A 19,774-nucleotide genomic window follows, 5' to 3' on the forward strand; every position below is an offset into this window, starting at 1 on the left:
AGTCATCCTTTGACCGAGCCTGCCGTCAGGCCCTTGGTCATGAAACGTTCAAGCCCCAGAAACAGGGCCATGATCGGAACGGTGGCAATCACCGCGCCGGCCATCAGGTGTTGGCGGGGAATCTCCGAAGAGTTCAACATCGTAACGCCTCGGGTCAGGGTGAATTTCGACGGGTCGTCGAGCAGCATGAAGGCCAGCAGGAACTCGTTCCACGCAATCATGAAGACATAAAGCGACACCGACGCCAGCGCAGGCAGGCTAAGCGGCAGGGTGATCTTCCAAATCACCGCCGGCCGCGACAGACCATCCATCAGACCGGCCTCTTCCACTTCGGTCGGCAGGCCGCGGAAGTAACCTTGCAGCATATAGAGCGCGACCGGGATCGTGGTAACCGGGTAGATCATGACAATGCCCAGGATCGAGTTGCGCAGACCCGTCAGCGAAAACGCGATGTAAATCGGCAGCGCCAGAACGATCATCGGCACCATGTAAATCAGCAGGATCGAGCGTGAGAACGCCTTTTGCCCTTTGAACCGAAATCGCGCGACGGCATAGGCTCCGGGAACGCTGAACAACAGGGTGATGAACACTGTCAGGACCGACACATAGAACGAGGTCCACAGGTAAGTGCCGAAATTGAAGTCTCGGAACAGCTCCGAATAGCTGCGAAACAGCGCCCAGCCTTGCGACAGGTCAACCGAGAAATCCAACGGGTTCTGCAATAGGGCCTGTTGCGATTTCAGGCTGGTCATCACCATGACATAGAAGGGGATGACGACAATGGCGGTGAAGAAAATATAGCCGAAGCCGGTGCAGAACCGGATCACGGCGTCTTCAAATTCGTGGCGGGTGAGCTCCCCTAAGGGTGTGTCCCGCAGGATCGCCGCCAGAGACAGGTGCGTAACAATGGCCATGGCAAGAACCGTGACCAATACGGCCTGCAAAGACGTATCCGAACCGATCAGGACCGGGCCAAATCCGGTTAGGGCAGACAAGCCCAACAGGGCCGAGATCCCCAACCGCGCCGGTGCACGCTGTGTCGGAAACCGGACATAGACCAGCCCGGCCAAAGCCCCCCAGATCAGGCAGAGCAAGACCTGCGGGCGAAACGCTGCCCCGGTCGAAAACGACATGGTGATGGCGACAGTGGTGGCAATCACAACCAGCCAGAGCGCTCCCAGAACCGGGCCGGTGATATATCCTTTGCGCATCACAGACCCTCCTCTCGGCTGATGAAGCGGAAGAAGACAAAGCTGAAGGCGATCAGGCACATCAGGATCACCACGGCCACGGCCGCGCCTGCCCCGATATTGGAGATCGCGAAGGCTTGCTCATAGACATTCACGGTTAGGGTGCGCGTGCCCGCATTGCCGCCGGTCAGCAGGAAAATGTCGTCGAACTTGTTGAACGTCCAGATAAAGCGCAGCAGGAACAGCACCGACAGAATGCCCAGCAGTTGCGGGATGCTCAGCAGCCAGAACTTCTGGAAGGGCGACGCCCCGTCCATATCCGCCGCCTCATACATGCTGGAGTCGATGGACTGCATCCGAGCCAAAATGAAAAGGAAGGACAGCGGGAAATAGCGCCAAATCTCAAACACAGTGACCATGATCAACGCCAAAGGCCGCTCGCCGAAGAAATTAATTGGCTCGCTACTCAATCCCATTTGCACCAGCAACGCATTGGCCGAGCCTGAGAACGGGTCAAACAGCGTAACCCACGTAAAGGCCACCGCGATCACCGGGGCGACGTAGGGAAACAGGTATAGTCCCCGGATGATACCCTGCCCTTTGAAACTTTTGTTCAGCAACAGAGCCGCAAACAGGCCCATTACCAAGGCTCCGATGGTACCGAAAACCGTGTAGAACAGCGTGACCCAAAGAACGCCCCAGAACTCATCCCCGTCGAATACGCGGGCATAGTTTTCCAAGCTGAACTCGAAATTGGTCAGAACGCTTGGCCCGCTGCCGGTGACGCCGGGTTCGGACCCTTCGATCGCGTCTTCAAAGGCGTCAGGGTCTCCGTCCACGGTGACCGGAATTCGAATGCGTTCGCGCTGACCTCCTTCCAGAGTACCGAAATCACAGAACAAATCCGGCCCGTTCAGCACGCAAGGGGCCGAAACTTCGCCCACCGTTACACCATCGGGCAGTACATCTGTCACGGTCACGCCTTCAATGGCGATTTCCTGGCTGGAATTGCGCACGCGGTATTCGATCCGCAGATCCTCGCCTGATCCGCGCAGGCTTTCACGCACAACGGGCGCAGGCGGGCGCAGGTCAGACAGGGTGAACGGCTTGAAACTGATCCAGAAGATCGCCAGCAAGGGCAGGATCACCACAAGCGATACACTGATCACGGTTGGGAAAAGCAAAGCCCAGGCCAGACGCGCCTCGCGTTTGGCAAGCGCCCCGGTTCCGGTCGGTGGGGTGGCCGAAGACATAGGTGGACCTCAGAGGGTTAGGTGCAGCGGCGCGCACGCCGCTGCAGATACCGGTCAAGCAGGGGTCTACTGAACCTTGGCAAGTTCTTCGTTCATCGCGGCCACGGCAGCGGCGGCGTCGATTTCATCGTCGATATATTGACGCACGATCCGGTTGATGACCTGAGAGTTGATCATCTTGGACGCCAGCGAAAGCTGCCCTTCGGCCACGCCCCAACGCTGCGCAACGTCCAAACCGTCGACGATCTCGTCGATCATCGCCTGATCGTATAGCTCACCCAACGGGGCCTTGCGATCAACGCCCACGGGCAATTCCGCCCACGCTTCGGCAAAGGCCGTCGGGTTGTCGGCGTTACCGCGACGCACCGGGAACTTGCCTTCGGGCGCGATGGACAGCGTCTGGGTATAGCCATCATCCATGGCGAATTTCACAAACTCCATCGCCGCGTCAGTATCGGCGTCATTGGTGATCCCGAAATACCGCACATCCCCCCATGCTGCGCCGTCCGGGTTGGATGGGCCAGAGAAGTTGGTCACAATCCCCGTTTTCGACGCCAAATCGCGCGAGGTCGGGTCATCGGTGATGGTGGGCGGCGCGCTGTCGCGTAGACCTGCCAGTTCATCCAGAATGAACGGCGACCAGATGATCATCGCGGCTTTGCCATCAAAATACAGCTCGCGCGATTGCTTCCAGAACAACTCACCCGGAGGCGAGGCTTTGGAAATCGCCTTGTAAAAGTCCAGAACTTCGGTGGTTTTGGCCTCATCCAGCGGCTGGAACCCATCCGGGCCAACGGGCGAAACGCCGTTGGCGAGGAAAACATGCTCCAACACCTGGCTCATGAAGTTTTCGTCAACCTTCGTGGCCGAGACAAATCCGTACATTTCCGGCGGGTTGTGCAACTTGTCCAACGCAGCCAGAACATTGGCATAGGAACTTGGAGCTTCCAGACCAGCCTCGTCGAACAAGTCTTTGCGGTAGACGACCATCTGGGTCCAGCCATCAACCGGGACCGAGGCGGTTTCTCCGTTGAATGCCGCCATCGCCAGCGCACCGGGGGCGAATGTGTCCGCACCCAGTTCTTCGATCACCTCTGTTGCGGCCTCGGTATCCAAAATACCCGCCTCGGCCCAGGGCAGAGCGTATTGCAGTGTGTGATAAACGACGTCCGGCAGATCACCGGCAGCAAAGGCCGCGGTTGCACGCGTACCCAGATCGCTTTCGGTGACTGGGATCACTTCAACCGTCGTTCCGGTTTCGGCTTTGAACTGGTCGGCCATCTCCTGCTGCTTGGCCAGACGTTCGGGCTGTTCCTCCGTGGTCCAGAAGCGGATCGTATCCGCCTGCGCCGACAGCGCGCCAAGCATCACTGCCAGCGACGTGCCCAGCATCAGGCGGGACATCTTGGGTGTAAGTTTCATGATCGGTCTCCCCGGTTATGATTATTGTCAGTCTGTATTATGCGCGCCAGTTCCTGTGGCGTTCGTGTTGGCGGTCCGTCCGATCCACCCTCAACCAGGGTGGCTTCGGTCAGTTCGCGTAAACCTGCGGGGTCGTCGCCCCGGATTTGCCGGATCAGCATCGTCGCCAAACGCTGTCCGGCCATGTGTGAATCTACCGCAAAGCTGGTCAGAGCCGGGCGCGCGTACCGGGATTCGGGAATGCCGTCATAGCCAATGATGGAAACGTCACGACCGATCTCAAGCCCCAGATCCTGCGCGACCGGGTAAAAGCCCAAGGCCGCCAGATCGGTGGCAAAGACAATTGCTGTCGTGGGCTGTTCGACCTGCATCAAGGCCATGGCCTGCGCAGCGCCTTCATCCCGTGTTCTGGCCCCGTCCCGGATCAGGTCGGGGTCCAAGGGCAATCCAGCCTCGTGCAGACCTTCGGCATACCCATCGCGGCGTAGGTGGCTGTAGTTGAACTTGAGGTCACTGCCGACATAACCAATGCGCGTATGTCCAAACCCGGCCAACCGCAAAACCGCCTTGCGCATCGCCGTTTCACCGGCGATATCGAACCAAGAGGTTTCCTCCCACGTGTTCGGCTGCCCATACCCGGTACGGCCATACAGGATGTGGGGAACCCCAAGGCTGCGCAAAAGGCCGATCCGGGCGTCCTTGACTGCGGTCCGGGGCAGAATGAAACCATCCGCTTTGCGTTCTTCGAACAATCTGCTGAGGACTTTCAACGTGTCCCGTTCCGAGGTCGCGGTCGAAATCGTCATCGTCCAGTCAAGGTGACTTGCAGCCTCGCACGCACCAGCCAGAAAATCCTGCAGGAACGGGTTGTGACGATCAGGTTCGTCGCTGTTCAACACCATCGCAATCGCACGAACCTGCCCGGTACGGATGGCCTGCGCATGGCTCAGAGGGCGATAGCCCAACTTGCGCGCCGCCGTTTCCACCCTGGCGCGGGTCACAGCCGAAATATCAGAATACCCGTTGAGCGCCCGCGACACAGTGCTTTTAGACAAGCCAAGGTGCGCGGCCAATTCATCAAGCTTGACGCGCCCAGAAACCGAGGGGCGATCTGCGGTGTCCCGCGGCCGATGTGAAAGATTCGCTGTCATTGATTGCAATTTTTTGTTCCGAAACCGGTTTCGGCAACGAAAAAGTTAAAAAAAGTGCAGAATGGCTATTTTTTTGGCTTCTTCTTATTGGGAAATCGCCCCGCTGGGCCTCCGCAAACAGACGAACGCCTTTTATTTGACCAATCAGGATTGCGTTTGAAGTAATGTCCCAGGTGGTCGGACCACACAATTTACGTATCGACCGACCTGAATCGGTTCAGGCTGGGTGCGGGACCTTGGACAAAAAAGGGCGCGGAATCGGCAACCTGATCCCACGCCCGTCAAATTGAAAGAACCTTCGGCGGTTTAAACGACGACGAACTTCTTCGCCTGCGGATCATAACATTGCAGTCCGCCTTCACCGATATCGGTCCACAATCCATGCAGGCTGAGAGAGCCATCCTCGACCGCCGACGACACAAACGGGAAGGTCATCAGGTTTTCCAACGAGGCCACAACCGCTTGCCGTTCAAATTGACGCGCTTGCTCTGCCCCGTCTTCGACATCAGAAACAAGTTCGTATTTCGGTTTCAGGATATCCATCCAGCGGCCAACAAAGCTTTCTTTCGCTTCCAACTGCGGGGCCTGTCCCTTGCACATGTCAATGCACCCCTGAACCCCGCCGCATTGCGAATGGCCCAGCACGATCAGATGCGCCACTTTCAGCGCAGTTACGGCATATTCGATTGCCGCGCTTGTGCCGTGGTGGTCACCGTCAGGGGCGTAAGGCGGAACAAGGTTGGCGATATTGCGGTGAATGAAGAACTCACCCTGATCAGCCCCGAAGATCGAAGTGACATGAACCCGACTATCGCAGCACGAAATCACCATGGCGCGCGGACGCTGTCCCTCTGTAGCAAGACGGCGATACCAGACCTGGTTCTCGGAATAAGTGGTGGCTTTCCAGCCATGATACCGTTTGACCAGATAATTCGGCAAAGGCTTGGCATGATTCATGTTCGTGTCCCTGATTTGTTCGCTGTGGGCTGCTGTAGCCCGAATTCGTGGAAAATTCGAGCAATTATCCCTCAGGAACGCAAGGTTTTGCAAAGAAGTTCTCGGTCAAAGTGGCCTTGTACCGTGGGGGTATAGTGAATTGGGGAATAAGTGGTGGAAAATATTATCACGCTTGAACACAAAGAAACTGTCCGACTGGACCCGGACCGGGTGAACGGGTTGTATCGGCAGCTTGGGGAAAAGAATGCACTGGACGTGTTGTGCCGCACGGTCGAGGAGCTGGCCGTTCGCCTGTCGAATTGCGAACGGTTCTGGCGGCAACGCGATTGGACCGGGCTGCGAAAATGTTCGCGGTCGTTGGTGGCGATAGCCGACCAGGTCGGCATGACAGCACTGGCTGTTGTCGCAGATGACGTCGCCCGGAACGTAGATGCAGGAGATGCGGTCGCCACGGGCGCCACCCTGTCTCGTCTGATCCGCGTGGGCGAGAAATCCCTGACGGTGATCTGGGATCAGCAGGACCTTTCTGTCTGACGGGGGCTTGCAGATGGAATGTGGGCGGCTAGGCTGGGCGCAAATCGAACCAGCCGAGTTACCCATGACCCTGACCTTTGCCTCGCCCTCAGACAATTCTGTCCCGCTGCACGTGATCGCCCAACCCGATCTGGATGATTGGGTAAAGGATCAGCCTGATGCCGTGCAGAACTGGGTCACGAACAACGGGTTTACGGGGGCGATGGGCCAGACCTTGTTGGTTCCCGGAACGGACGACGCGACGCTTTACGCTTTGGCGGGGTATGGCAAACCCGCAGGCCGCGCCCGCAAGCGTTTTCCACTGGCGGCTGCGGCAGAGGCGCTGCCGAAAGGCACCTATCACATCGCTTCGGGCGTTCCCAAAGACGCGCTGGAAACCGAATGCTTTGGCTGGTTGATGACCGGATACGCATTTGACCGCTATGCCAGTCAGTCACCGGCCAAGGCCCGGCTGGTTGCCCCCGACGGTATTGATGCCGCGCGTCTTGAGGTTCTGGCCAAAGCCGAAGCCCTGATCCGGGATCTGGTTAACACCCCCGCGTCGGATATGGGGCCAGAGCAATTACAGGCCGCCTCCGAGGGCCTCGCGCAGGAATTCGGTGCATCCTGTTCGGTGATCGCAGGCGATGCGCTGCTGGATCAGAACTTTCCGATGATCCACACGGTTGGCCGCGCTGCCGCGCAGGAACCGCGGCTGATCGAGATGAACTGGGGCACAACAGGGCCAAAGCTGACCTTGGTCGGTAAAGGTGTGTGCTTTGACACGGGCGGTCTGAACCTGAAACCCGGCGCGTCGATGGGGTTGATGAAGAAAGATATGGGCGGTGCCGCCAATGTTCTGGGGCTGGCCCGTATGATCATGGCGCTGAAGCTGCCGCTGCAACTGCGGGTTCTGATCCCCGCTGTCGAGAATTCGGTGTCCGGAAACGCCTTTCGGCCCGGCGACATCCTGACCTCGCGCAAGGGCCTGACGGTCGAGATCAACAATACCGACGCCGAAGGTCGCCTTGTTCTGGCAGACGCGCTGGCGCTTGCGGACGAAGGGACACCGGACCTCGTGATCTCGATGGCGACGCTGACCGGCGCTGCGCGGGTGGCGGTTGGAACCGATCTTGCGCCCTATTTCACCGACAGCGACAACGCGGCAGACGCGCTGACCCGCGCGGCGCGCAAGGCCGCCGATCCGGTCTGGCGCATGCCGTTCCACGACCCGTATGAAGGGTTGATCGAGCCGGGCATCGCCGATCTGGACAACGCCCCGGCCGGTGCGTTTGGCGGTTCTATTACCGCCGCGCTGTTCTTGCGTCGCTTTGTAGGCGACAGCCGTTACATGCATTTCGACATCTTCTCATGGCAGCGCAGCAACGAACCCGGTCGCAGCAAGGGCGGGTTTGGCCAAGGGCCCCGCGCCTTGTTGACGGCCTTGCCCGAGATGCTGGACCTATGACACGCCAACGCATCATCCAACCGGTTACCGACCTGTTGCGCGAGCCGGACGGTCCGCGCGACCGACAGTTGCTTTTTGGTGACGCTGTCGAGCTCTCAGAACGGGCAAACCGCTGGAGCCGGGTCATCGCAGAAAAAGATGGCTACGCCGGCTGGGTCCGGTCGGAACAGCTTGGCCCGGACCTAAGCGCAACGCATTGGATCACGGCACCAGCCACCCACGCCTATGCTCGGCCAGACATGAAAAGCCCCGACCGGACCTCTTTGAGTTTTGGAAGCAGGGTTGCGGCAACGTCCGAGGTAAATGGCTTTCTGGACACCGAGCTTGGGTTCATCCCGACCGTTCACGCCAAACATGTGGGCGTCCCGCTGACCGATCCTGTTGCAGTAGCCGAACTTTTTCTGGGCACACCCTATCTTTGGGGCGGAAACAGCCGGTTCGGGCTGGATTGTTCAGGACTGGTTCAGGCCGGGCTGCTAGCCTGCGGACAACCCTGCCCAGGAGACAGTGGCGATCAGGAGCGCGAACTTGGTCATCTGCTGCCGCAGGGCACCCCTCCTCAGCGCGGCGATCTGCTGTTTTGGAAAGGGCATGTGGCCTGGGTTTATTCCGAGGATATGCTGCTGCACGCCAATGCTTTCCACATGGACGTGACGTTTGAGCCAATGGAACAGGCGATCACGCGCATTCTGGAACAGGGTGACGGGCCGGTGACGGCCCATAAGCGGCTCTAATCAAGGTCAACTGAACGGATCAGCTTACGCTCAAGCACGCGCAGCACCGTGCGCAGATCGTGGCCGCGTTTCAGGATTCGGCCATCCATGCCCACGACCGAATACATCCCTTGTTTCTGTCGAAGCCGGGGGTGTTTCTCGACCCGATAGATGGGATGTTCCGCAGTTCGGCGAAAGATCGAAAACACGGCCATGTCCCGCAAGTTGGAAATACCGTAATCGCGCCATTCTCCGGCGGCGACCATCCGGCCGTAGACGGACAGAATATGGGACATCTCATGCCGGTTAAACGCGACGGGCATCTGGGCCGAGTTTGCAGAGAACCGGCTGGGAGGCTGCATGTTCATACCCCAAGCCTTGCCGGAAAACGCGTCTGAATCAAGTCCGGCGACACCCGGGTGTGATATTTTTGGATCGCTCTAACGCCGCTGACCAACCTGTCGACAGATCAGGATGACCGGCAACAGCCCCACCGCCAGGATGACCAGAGAGGGGACCGCAGCCCCCTCGAGCCGTTCATCCGAGGCCAACCGATAGGCCTGCACCGCCAGCGTATCAAAGTTGAACGGGCGCATGATCAGGGTCGCGGGCAGTTCTTTCATCACGTCCACAAACACAATCAGCAGCGCCGTCAGCAAGGACGGTGTCAGGATAGGAAGATGAACCCGGCGCAATGTTCCCAGCGGGGTTTGTCCCAAAGACCGCGAGGCCGCGTCCATGTTGGCATGAACTGTGCTTTGCCCACCTTCATAAGCGCCGAGCGCCGCCGCCAAGAACCGCACCATATAAGCGGCGACCAGCAGCCAGATTGAGCCCGTCACCAGCAAACCCGTCGAAACATCAAAGGTCGCCCGCATCCAAGCATCCAGTGCATTGTCGAAACTGGCAAATGGCACCATCAGGCCCACCGCAATGACACCTCCGGGCACCGCATAGCCCAACCGCGCCATGTACCCCGCGCCAGATGACAACCGCCCAGGGCGCAACCGCTGAAAGAATCCGACGCTGATCGCGGCGCAAACCGTAATCACGGCGGCAGTACCGGCCAAAGTCAGCGAGTTCTTAATGAAGCCGATATAGCGGCGCGACAGCAGGTTCTGCTCTGACTCCAGCCCCATCTGAATCAAGATGAACACCGGCAGCAGGAACCCCAGAAGAACCGGAATGGCGCACAGCGTAAAGCCCGCGGCAGCCTGCCAGCCCTTTAGCCGCGCCGAGGGCAGTGACGCATGGCTTTTCCCTGCCTGATAGTATTTCGCCTTACCGCGCTGCATCCGTTCGGCCACGGCCATGACCAGCGCAAAACCCAGCAGGCACAGGGCCAACTGCGCGGCGGCAGCGCGGTCTCCGATGGAAAACCAGCTTGTGTAGATACCGGTGGCGAATGTTTGCACGCCAAAATAGGCGACAGTGCCGAAATCGGCGATGGTTTCCATGATCGCCAGCAGCACACCCCCCGCAATTGCCGGGCGCGCCATGGGCAGCGATACGTGCCAGAACGCCAGCCAAGGGCTTTTGCCTAACGCCCGCGCCGCAAGAAAAGCCGTGGCGCTTTGCTGAAGAAACGCGGCGCGGGCCAGCAGGTAGACATAAGGATACAGCACGAGGATCAGCATCACCGCCGCACCCTCGGTCGAGCGTATCTCGGGGAACCAATAGTCGCGTGGCCCCCAGCCGGTCACATCGCGCAGGGTGCTTTGGACAATGCCGGGGTGATCCAGAATGAACGTATAAGCATAGGCCAGCACATAAGCCGGAAAAGCCAGCGGCAAAACCAAAGCAATCTCAAGGAACCGAACGCCGGGAAAGCGTGTCATGGTCACAAGCCACGCAGCACCGACACCGATGGCAAACGTACCAATCGCCACCAGAACGACCAAAATCACCGTCGTAAGCGCATAGCGCGGCAAAACGGTTTGCAACAGGTGCGAGATCGTATCCGTTCCGCCCGTTGCAGCCGCCAGAACGACGGCGAGCATCGGCAACAGGCAAGCGGCCGCAACAAGACAGGCGACCGTGCCAACCAGCCGGGTACCAAACGCGCCGTGGTTGCGCGTGCCATATTCTGAAACTTCTATGTCGGCCATGATCCCGGCTTGTAACTGGCGAATGCGCAGAGTTGGCCATTAATCGACCAAAACGCTAAGAAACACCAGTCTACAGGGGAACAAATCTGCGGCACAAACTGCCGCAGACTTTATTCATAGACCCGCTGATCCTCGATCACCAAACCATCCTTGGGCAGCGAACCGGGTTCAACAACCTCGATCGCGCCTTTTAGCTTCAGCACTTCGATCACGGATTTGGCATAGGTCATGTCATCTCCGCTGGGGCTTTCAATCTGAACGGTCATTGTGTCCATCTCGCCCTGACGGGCTGCGATGACACGAGCCTTGACGATCTCGGCATGTTTGTCGACCAGCGCGGCCACCTGTTCAGGGCGCACGAACATGCCCTTGATCTTGGTCGTCTGGTCGGCACGACCCATCCAGCCCTTGATCCGCGCATTTGTACGACCGCAGGGCGACTGGCCGGGCAGGATCGCCGACAGATCACCGGTCGCGAACCGGATCAACGGATAATCAGGGTTGAGCGAGGTCACGATCACCTCACCCACTTCACCCTCGGCCACAGGGGTGCCGGTGCCGGGGGTCACGATCTCGACGATGATGTGTTCGTCCAGAATCATCCCCTCCATTGCAGGGCTTTCGTAAGCGATATTGCCCAGATCAGCGGTGGCATAGCATTGCAGGCACGAAATCCCGCGATCCGCATATTCCTGACGCAAGGATGGGAACAGCGCGCCGCCTCCCACAGCAGCCGTAGCGAATTGCAGGTCCACACCCATCTCATCCGCTTTATCCAGTATGATCTTCAGATAGTCGGGCGTTCCGGCATATGCGGTGCAACCCACATCACGCGCGGCGGTCACTTGCAGCTCGGTCTGGCCGGTGCCTGCGGGCAACACGGCGGCGCCCACGGCCCGCGCGCCGCTTTCAAATATCATGCCGGCAGGCGTCAGGTGATAGCCGAAACAGTTCTGCACGATATCGCCCGGCCCCACGCCTGCCGCGTGCAGGAACCGGCCCATGCGCCACCAATCGGGATCGGTGTTGCCCGGTTCGTAGATCGGACCCGGAGACTGAAACACGTGATGGAAATGCCGCGCCGGAGTGACCGTGAACCCGCCGAATGGAGGTCGCTGAGCCTGTGCCTGCGCCAGTTCAGATTTGCGTAGAACCGGCAGTTTGACCAGATCTTCGATGGTTTTCACCGCATCGGTATCCACCCCGGCCAGATGAGCCTGAAACCCCGGCGCGGATTGGGCGCGTTCCAGCTGAACTCGCAACCCTTGCGCCTGATCAGCTGCGCGCTGATCGGCTGATCGGGTTTCGAGTGCGTCGTAGTAAGTCATCGCCAGATCCTCCACCCGCTCACAACCACCTCTTGCGGCGGCGGTATGAGCGTACATCTCGGAAACTTTTTCGGCCTTCATCGGACATGCCCAGATAGAACTCTTTCACGTCCGGGTTTTCACGCAACTCATCGGCAGGTCCGTCCATAACGACACGGCCCGATTCCAGAATGTACCCGTAATGGGCGAACCGCAGAGCAACGTTTGTATTCTGTTCGGCCAGCAGGAAGGACACGCCCTCTTTTTCATTGAGATCCTTCACGATGCCGAAAATCTCTTCGACCAATTGCGGGGCCAGCCCCATTGAAGGCTCGTCCAGCAGGATCGTTTCCGGCCGCGACATCAACGCCCGGCCCATGGCAACCATCTGCTGCTCACCGCCCGAGGTATAACCCGCCTGCGACCGGCGCCGTTCAGCCAGACGCGGGAAGTAGGTGTAAACCAGATCAAGGTCTTTCTGGACCGCGGCCTTGCCGTCCTTGCGGGTATAAGCTCCGGTCAGAAGATTTTCCTCGACCGTGAGGTGTTCGAAACAGTGACGGCCCTCCATCACCTGAATCACGCCTTTTTCAACCAGATCCGCCGGATCGCTTTCATGCACGCTTGCGCCGCGATACTTGATCGATCCTTTGGTGACTTCGCCCCGTTCCGAATGCAGCAGGTTCGACACCGCCTTGAGCGTCGTCGTCTTGCCCGCGCCATTACCACCGAGCAGAGCAGTAATACCGCCTTTGGGAACGGTCAGGCTGACACCCTTAAGGACGAGGATCACATGGTTGTAGATCACCTCGATATTGTTGACTTCAAGCAGGGTTTCCGCCTGCACGTCAGTGGTTTGAGCCGCATCCAGCATCAGCGCGTGTCCTCGTGCGAGTGTTGGGGTCGGGACGGCGGTCTGCCGCCGCCCCGGATTTCAGTACGCCGGATCAGCAGCGCGATCCGATGTTGTTTTCCGACGCATAAGCGCTCGAGTCTTCGTCGATCAGCGGACCGATCACGTCGCCATCGGTTGCCTTGAACTCGGAAATCAGGCTCCAGGTTTTGTTGGCCGCATCCCATTGGGTCACACCAACCAGAGCGTCCCCGCCGTGGTTCTCACACGAGACCGAGAATGCCGGACCAAAACCAGGCAGACCCAGTTCGGTCATCTTGGCTTCGTTGATTTCCAGCGCCTCCATACCGTCGCGCATCATCGCAGGGGTGATGTCGGCAGTACCGTGGATTTCCTGCGCTTTCTTGGCAGCTTCGGCCGCAAGCATCGCGGCATAAAGACCACGGTTGTACAGAACCGTACCGACCTGATCGCCAGCGCCGGCAGCTTTACCCGCATCGACGACATGCGTCTTCAGATCGTCAAAGACCGGGAAATCCGTGCCCACGTTGTGGAAGGTCAGCGCCTTATAGCCGTTTGCGGCCTCGCCCGCTGGCAGCACATCGTTTTCAGAACCGGACCACCAGATACCGATGAAGTTTTCCATCGGGTAACGGATGTTGGCAGCTTCCTGAACGGCCACCTGGTTCATGACGCCCCAGCCCCACATCAGAACATAATCGGGGCGATCACGGCGGATTTGCAGCCACTGCGATTTCTGTTCCTGGCCCGGATGGTCAACCGGCAGGGCGACAAGCTCAAAGCCATGCTTGGCCGAAAGCTCTTCCAACGTGCGGATCGGTTCCTTGCCATAGGCCGAGTTGTGGTAGACCAGAGCAATTTTCTTGCCGCTCAGGTCCCCGCCATTCTCTTCCAGCAGGTAGTTCACCGCGCCCGAGGCACCATCCCAATAGTTTGCAGGATAGTTGAACGTGTGGCTGAACACATCGCCGTTCTTGGCGGACGTACGGCCATAGCCCATCGTGTGCATCGGGATGCCGTCTGCCGTGGTCTTAGGGATCAGCTGATACGTGATACCGGTCGACAGCGGTTGATAGACCAGCGCACCTTCGCCCTTAGTCGATTCATAGCATTCCACACCTTTTTCGGTGTTATACCCTGTCTCGCATTCAATCACCTTCGCCGGAACGCCACCGATCCCGCCGTCACGTTCGTTCAGCAGGGTAAAGTAATCCGCATACCCATCCGCAAACGGAATACCACCCGCCGCGTAAGGTCCGGTACGGTAGCTGAGTGACGGGAATACGAGATCGGCCATAACCGGTCCTGCCGCCATTACGGCGCCCAGCGCCACGGTTGCCAATTTCAATTTCATCGGGTTTCTCCTCCCTTGGTTGGTCCGATGTTGGGTTCGGGCTTTGCACCCGTTATCTGATTGGGCCTGCCCCTAGTGCGGGAATGGCCAGAGTCTGAGTTTCTCTTTGGCGACGCGCCACAACTGCGCCAGCCCATGTGGTTCCAGGATCAGGAACATGATGATCAGCCCACCGACGATCACCAGCTGCAAATGCGCCACGATATCCGTGGGCCAACCCAGCATATCCGCGCCAACCACTTTCAGGACCACCGGCAACAGCACAAGGAACGCCGCCCCCGCAAAGGACCCGAAGATAGAGCCCAATCCCCCGATAATGATCATGAACAGAACCAGGAACGATTTGGTAATGCCGAACACCTCGCCAACCTCAACCGCGCCGAGATAGACTGCAAAGAACAACGCGCCCGAGATGCCCACAAAGAATGAGCTGACGGCAAAGGCGGTCAGTTTCGCCTTGAGAGGGTTCACCCCGATGATCTCGGCCGCGATATCCATATCGCGGATCGCCATCCACGTACGCCCGGTAGTGCCGCGTGTCAGGTTGCGTGCGATCACGGCGCAGACGGTCAGAAAGATCAGGCAGAACAGATACGTGGCCCATGCCGGAGCATTCGGTCCAGTGATGATGATCCCGAACACATCGCGTTCCGGTGCGTTGATCTGACCCGAAGCCGAGTAGTTGTAGAACCACGGCACCCGGTTGAACAGCCACACAAGAAAGAACTGCGCGGCCAGCGTCGCCACCGCCAAATAGAACCCCTTGATCCGCAACGATGGAAGACCGAACAGAACGCCGACAATGGCAGTGATGCCGCCGGCCAGAATGACATGGATGAACATGCTGACGTCAGGAAAGGCCGTCATCAGCTTGTAGCAGGCATAAGCCCCCACTGCCATGAAGCCGCCCGTACCTAGGCTGACCTGCCCGCAATACCCAACCAGAATATTCAGGCCGATTGCCGCGATCGCGTAGATCAGGAACGGCAGCAAAAGCGCGTTAGCCCAGTAATCGTTGATGATGAACGGTATGATCCCGAACGCGACCGCCAGAACCACATAGTACCGATACCGGTCGAATTTGATCGGGAAAGTCTGGCTGTCATCCACATAGGAAACTTTGAAGTCTCCGGCTTCACGATAGAACATGTGTCACTTTCCCCATTGTTCCTGCGCCCGGTTCCGGGCTGCGGCGTCCAGTTGATTGGACCCTTTTGCGTATCCGCTCGCCTCTGACGCGCGCACCAGTTTCATGTAGGCCATGATGCCCGTGACCAGCCCGGCAAAGGCAAGGATCGCAGCGACAACCAGTTGGGTTGCGGTCAGATCGTCCGAGGTGACGGCGATATAGCCAAAAGCCCAAAACCCCGACCACGCGATCACATTGATGATGGCAATCATTTTCTGCATCGCTACACCCTCTCGATGATCTTCTCACCGAACAGACCCTGCGGTCGGAATACGAGGAAGATCAGCGCCAGAACATAGGCGAACCAGTTCTCGGTCGCGCCACCGACCATCGGGCCGATTGCGAATTCAAACAGCTTTTCACCCACTCCGATGATCAGCCCGCCCACAATCGCTCCGGGGATCGAGGTAAAGCCGCCCAGCATCAGCACCGGCAACGCCTTAAGCGCGATCAGCGACAGCGAGAACTGAACGCCCGACTTGGTGCCCCACATGATCCCAGCAACCAGAGCGACAAACCCAGCAACCGACCAGACCATGATCCAGATGAAGTTCAGCGAGATTCCCACCGACAGCGCGGCCTGATGATCATCCGCCACCGCTCGCATCGCCCGGCCCTGCTTGGTGTATTGGCTGAACACCACCAGCGCGGCCACCAGCAGCGCGGCAATCAAGGTCGCCACGATGTCGAGGTTGTCGATGAAGAAGCCGTAGCCAAAGATGTTGAACGTGGTCTCGTCGATCCACAGGTTGATGCCTTGTGGCAGGCCCACGTCCAGAGTCTTGATCTCGGATCCCCACATCAGGTCGGCCACGCCTTCAAGCAAATAGGCCAGACCGATGGTCGCCATGAACAAAATGATCGGTTCCTGACCAACCAGATGGCGCATGACGAACCGTTGCACCGCCCAGGCAAGGAACACCATCACGGCCATGGTCAGCAGGATCGCCAGCAACGCCGGGACATTCCACCCGAAATAGTGGATATGCGTCCCGAAGATCGCGTTGATCAGATGCGCGAACGGCACTTGCCCGTTCATGATCCCCACAAGGGTCATGGCCGCGAACAGGGCCATAACACCCTGAGCATAGTTGAAAATCCCCGAAGCCTTGTAGATCAGCACAAAGCCCAGTGCGACCAGCGCATACAGAACACCGGCCATCAGACCATTCAGGATGACCTCCATCGCGAAAATCAGCTGATCAGGCATGTTCGCCCCCTCTCATGTCTGTCAGTTGGTCAGTCATGGCTCACCCCCAGATAGGCGTCGATGACTTCCTGGTTGTTGCGCACCTCGTCCGGTGTGCCGTCCCCGATCTTCTTTCCGTAATCCATCACGACAACCCGGTCGCTCAGATCCATCACCACGCCCATGTCGTGTTCGATCAGGGCGATGGTGGTGCCGAACTCGTCATTCACATCCAGGATAAAGCGGCTCATGTCCTCTTTTTCCTCGACGTTCATGCCTGCCATCGGTTCGTCCAACAGCAACAGCTTGGGTTCGGCCGCCAACGCACGGGCCAGCTCTACGCGTTTTTTCAATCCGTAAGGCAGGCGCGACACCGGAGTTTTCCGGATGTGCTGGATTTCAAGAAAGTCGATGATCTTCTCGACCGCCTCGCGGTTTTCGGTTTCTTCCGCCTCGGCTTTCCCTTTCCACAGCGCCTGCTGGAAAATGTTGGTCTTCATGTAACCCAGCCGCCCGGTCATGACGTTATCCAGAACGCTCATGCCTTCGAACAGGGCAATGTTCTGGAAGGTTCGCGCAATCCCCTGTTGTGCCACCTCAAAAGGCCGCATCGGAGGGCGCTTCGCCCCGTGAAACCAGACCTCACCCTCTTGCGGGACATAGAACCCAGATATCACGTTCAGCATCGAGGACTTCCCCGCGCCGTTCGGGCCGATAATGGCACGGATCTCACCTTCGCGGATGTCGAACGAGATATCCTTGATCGCGACCACACCACCGAAACGCAGGGTGATATTCTTCATCTCCATCACCACGCCGCCGATCTTGCGGCCATCCTCGGTGACATATCCTTCGGAACTATCCAGCATCAGTCACTCCCTGACTTGCGCAAAAACGGGACGGAGGGCGGGGCGACGACCGCAGGTCGAGCGGCGCTCGAACGGCCCTCATTCCGCCGCCACTTTGTGCTGTGCCGCCGGTACAACCGCTGCGTCGATGATTTGCAACGTAGCGCTGATCGACCCTTTGCGTCCGTCCTCATAGGTCACTTCGGTCGTCGTCGAGACATTGGGCGAGCCATCATAGAGGGCAGCAATAATGTCGTGGAACTTCTCCTCGACGAACCTGCGCCGCACCTTGCGGGTCCGGGTCATCTCACCATCATCGGCGTCCAGTTCCTTGTGCAGAACCACAAAGCGATGCACCTGACAGCCCGACAGCATCTCATCGGCCGCAACCGACTTGTTCACCTCTTCCACATGGGCCTTGATAGTCTCTAACACACGGGGATGGCTGGTCAGTTCCTGATACGACGCATAGGCAACGTTGTTGCGTTCTGCCCAGTTGCCTACCGCCATCAGGTCAATATTGATGAAGGCCACGCAACGATCCTTGCCGTTTCCGAACAGCACAACCTCAAGGATATCAGGATAGAATTTCAGCTTGTTCTCGACATATTTAGGCGCAAACATCGATCCGTCGGCCATTTTGCCCACATCCTTGGCGCGGTCGATAATCCGCAGATGGCCGCTGCTTTCCTCGATGAACCCGGCGTCCCCGGTCGCGACCCAGCCCTCGGCATCCTTGGTGGAGGCGGTCGAATCCGGGTTGTTGTAATACTCCACAAACACGCCCGGCGAGCGGTAGTGAATCTCGCCACTGTCATCGACCTTCAGCTCGACCGCGGGTGAGGGCACGCCCACCGTATCGGCGCGCACTTCGCCATCGGGCTGCTGGGTGATGAACACCGTGGCCTCGGTCTGGCCATAAAGCTGTTTGAGATTGATCCCCAACGAGCGGTAAAAGTCGAAAATCTCGGGCCCGATCGCCTCACCCGCCGTATAGCCCACCCGGAACCGCCCATAGCCCAGCGTATCCTTGAGCGGGCCGTAAACCAGCATATTGCCCAGCGCGTATTTCATCTTGTCGCCAAAACTGACCGGCTTGCCATCCAACAACAGGCCACCGACTTTTTTGGCGTGGGCCATGAAATTATGGAACATCTTCCGCTTCAGGCTGCCCGCGTCCTCCATGCGGATCATCACGTTGGTTAGCTGGGTTTCGAAAACGCGCGGTGGGGCGAAGAAATAGGTCGGCCCGATTTCGCGCAGGTCGGTCATCATTGTGTCGGCACTTTCGGGGCAGTTCACGCAGAAGCCGCACCAATAAGCCTGACCGATGGAAAAGATGAAATCGCCCACCCAGGCCATCGGCAGATAAGACAGGATGTCTTCGTTCCGTGTCAGGTGGTCGAACTCAGAGGAATTCTTTGCGCTTTCGATCACGTTACGGTTCGACAGCACCACGCCCTTGGGCTTTCCGGTCGTACCCGAGGTATAAAGCATCACGCAGGTGTCGTCATAGGTGATCGCCGCGATCCGCTTGTCCAGCTCGGTATCGAACCGCGCGTGTCCCGCACTGCCTTCGGCCATAATGTCGTCCAGAGCGTTCATCTGGGAATGGTCGTATTTCCGCATCCCGCGCTTGTCGGTATAAAGGATGTGTTTGACCTGATGCAGGTTTTCCTGAATCTCGATGACCTTGTCGACCTGCTCCTGATCTCCGCAAACGACGTATTTCGCGCCGCAATGTTCCAGCACATAGGCCATCTCTTCGGCGACCGAGTCCTGATACAGAGGCACCGGTACAGCACCCACCATCTGAGCGGCTACCATTGACCAGTAATGCGCCGGGCGGTTTCGCCCGATCACGGCGATATGGTCACCCTTTTCCACGCCGATTTCCAGAAATCCCAGCGCCAGTTTACGGATTTCAGCGGCGGCCTCAGCCCAGGTCCAGCATTGCCAGATCCCGAATTCCTTTTCCCGGTAGGCCGGGGAATCCCCGAACTGCGTCGCATTGCGGTGTAGCAGCGCCGGAAGAGAGGTCATCCCTTCAGCGCCCGACTGCGTCTGAGCCAATCTCTTTCTCCTCCCTATCCAACCCCTCCCTTGGGTCGGAAATGGCGGGTCCGGTTCAGACCCGGACACCACTGCCCCTATGACGGGACACGTGGACGATCAGCGGCAAGTTTTGCCTGATGTTTTCTCAATTCTTACGAATTGTAACAGGGGTGGAGCGTAAAG

At 58.5% G+C, this 19,774-nt stretch carries 18 protein-coding genes; 3 read left to right on the forward strand and 15 right to left on the reverse strand.

Annotation, left to right across the window (positions count from 1 at the left end; translation table 11 throughout):
- Window positions 1–2: 2 nt before the first annotated feature.
- From GOV87_RS13030 to GOV87_RS13050, 5 genes are all read right to left on the reverse strand, one after another.
- On the reverse strand, window positions 3–1,211 hold the full coding sequence (locus tag GOV87_RS13030; RefSeq protein ID WP_171212079.1) for a carbohydrate ABC transporter permease: 1,209 nt from the start codon (window positions 1,209–1,211) through the stop codon (window positions 3–5).
- A complete protein-coding gene (locus GOV87_RS13035; protein ID WP_171212080.1) occupies window positions 1,211–2,443 on the reverse strand; it encodes a sugar ABC transporter permease in 1,233 nt (410 codons plus the stop codon). The genes GOV87_RS13030 and GOV87_RS13035 overlap by 1 nt, the downstream gene beginning before the upstream one ends.
- A gap of 66 nt (window positions 2,444–2,509) precedes the next feature.
- Window positions 2,510–3,865 carry an ABC transporter substrate-binding protein gene (locus GOV87_RS13040; protein WP_171212081.1) on the reverse strand — a complete coding sequence of 452 codons (1,356 nt, stop codon included), beginning with the start codon at window positions 3,863–3,865 and terminating at the stop codon, window positions 2,510–2,512.
- Window positions 3,862–5,016, reverse strand: a complete 1,155-nt coding sequence (locus GOV87_RS13045) for a LacI family DNA-binding transcriptional regulator (protein ID WP_171123918.1) — start codon at window positions 5,014–5,016, stop codon at window positions 3,862–3,864. The genes GOV87_RS13040 and GOV87_RS13045 overlap by 4 nt, the downstream gene beginning before the upstream one ends.
- A 306-nt stretch (window positions 5,017–5,322) precedes the next feature.
- Window positions 5,323–5,973, reverse strand: a complete 651-nt coding sequence (locus GOV87_RS13050; protein ID WP_171212083.1) for a carbonic anhydrase — start codon at window positions 5,971–5,973, stop codon at window positions 5,323–5,325.
- A 150-nt stretch (window positions 5,974–6,123) separates the two neighbouring features.
- On the opposite strand from GOV87_RS13050, the gene GOV87_RS13055 reads away from it, so the two are divergent.
- The 3 genes from GOV87_RS13055 (at window position 6,124) to GOV87_RS13065 (ending at window position 8,688) form a co-directional block, all read left to right on the forward strand.
- Entirely contained in the window at window positions 6,124–6,507 is a 384-nt protein-coding gene (locus GOV87_RS13055; protein WP_171212084.1) for a hypothetical protein, read from the forward strand.
- 64 nt (window positions 6,508–6,571) lie between these two features.
- A complete protein-coding gene (locus GOV87_RS13060; protein WP_171212085.1) occupies window positions 6,572–7,954 on the forward strand; it encodes a M17 family metallopeptidase in 1,383 nt (460 codons plus the stop codon).
- Window positions 7,951–8,688: a C40 family peptidase gene (locus GOV87_RS13065; protein WP_171212086.1), complete on the forward strand. Its 738-nt coding sequence runs from the start codon at window positions 7,951–7,953 to the stop codon at window positions 8,686–8,688. Before GOV87_RS13060 ends, GOV87_RS13065 begins: the two co-directional genes overlap by 4 nt.
- On the opposite strand, the gene GOV87_RS13070 is transcribed toward GOV87_RS13065, so the two are convergent.
- The 10 genes from GOV87_RS13070 to GOV87_RS13115 form a co-directional block, all read right to left on the reverse strand.
- Entirely contained in the window at window positions 8,685–9,035 is a 351-nt protein-coding gene (locus tag GOV87_RS13070; protein WP_171123908.1) for a DUF2794 domain-containing protein, read from the reverse strand. The genes GOV87_RS13065 and GOV87_RS13070 overlap by 4 nt on opposite strands.
- A 72-nt stretch (window positions 9,036–9,107) precedes the next feature.
- Entirely contained in the window at window positions 9,108–10,775 is a 1,668-nt protein-coding gene (locus GOV87_RS13075) for an iron ABC transporter permease (RefSeq protein WP_171212087.1), read from the reverse strand.
- A gap of 110 nt (window positions 10,776–10,885) precedes the next feature.
- Window positions 10,886–12,103, reverse strand: a complete 1,218-nt coding sequence (locus GOV87_RS13080) for a phenylacetate--CoA ligase family protein (protein WP_171212177.1) — start codon at window positions 12,101–12,103, stop codon at window positions 10,886–10,888.
- A 19-nt stretch (window positions 12,104–12,122) separates the two neighbouring features.
- Entirely contained in the window at window positions 12,123–12,956 is an 834-nt protein-coding gene (locus GOV87_RS13085) for an ABC transporter ATP-binding protein (RefSeq protein ID WP_171123903.1), read from the reverse strand.
- 73 nt (window positions 12,957–13,029) lie between these two features.
- Entirely contained in the window at window positions 13,030–14,310 is a 1,281-nt protein-coding gene (locus GOV87_RS13090; RefSeq protein WP_171123900.1) for an ABC transporter substrate-binding protein, read from the reverse strand.
- A 72-nt stretch (window positions 14,311–14,382) separates the two neighbouring features.
- Window positions 14,383–15,459 (reverse strand): branched-chain amino acid ABC transporter permease, encoded by a 1,077-nt coding sequence (locus tag GOV87_RS13095; protein ID WP_171123898.1) that lies wholly within the window; start codon window positions 15,457–15,459, stop codon window positions 14,383–14,385.
- A 3-nt stretch (window positions 15,460–15,462) separates the two neighbouring features.
- A complete protein-coding gene (locus GOV87_RS13100; protein WP_171123896.1) occupies window positions 15,463–15,720 on the reverse strand; it encodes a hypothetical protein in 258 nt (85 codons plus the stop codon).
- A 2-nt stretch (window positions 15,721–15,722) separates the two neighbouring features.
- Complete coding sequence (locus tag GOV87_RS13105; protein ID WP_171124173.1) at window positions 15,723–16,709, reverse strand: branched-chain amino acid ABC transporter permease; 987 nt, start codon at window positions 16,707–16,709, stop codon at window positions 15,723–15,725.
- Window positions 16,710–16,738: 29 nt separating this feature from the next.
- Window positions 16,739–17,557 carry an ABC transporter ATP-binding protein gene (locus tag GOV87_RS13110; protein WP_171123892.1) on the reverse strand — a complete coding sequence of 273 codons (819 nt, stop codon included), beginning with the start codon at window positions 17,555–17,557 and terminating at the stop codon, window positions 16,739–16,741.
- Window positions 17,558–17,635: 78 nt separating this feature from the next.
- On the reverse strand, window positions 17,636–19,579 hold the full coding sequence (locus tag GOV87_RS13115; RefSeq protein ID WP_171212178.1) for an AMP-binding protein: 1,944 nt from the start codon (window positions 19,577–19,579) through the stop codon (window positions 17,636–17,638).
- Window positions 19,580–19,774 lie beyond the last annotated feature (195 nt).

Source organism: Ruegeria sp. HKCCA5426 (genome assembly GCF_013034585.1).
In the GTDB taxonomy this organism is placed as follows: domain Bacteria; phylum Pseudomonadota; class Alphaproteobacteria; order Rhodobacterales; family Rhodobacteraceae; genus Ruegeria.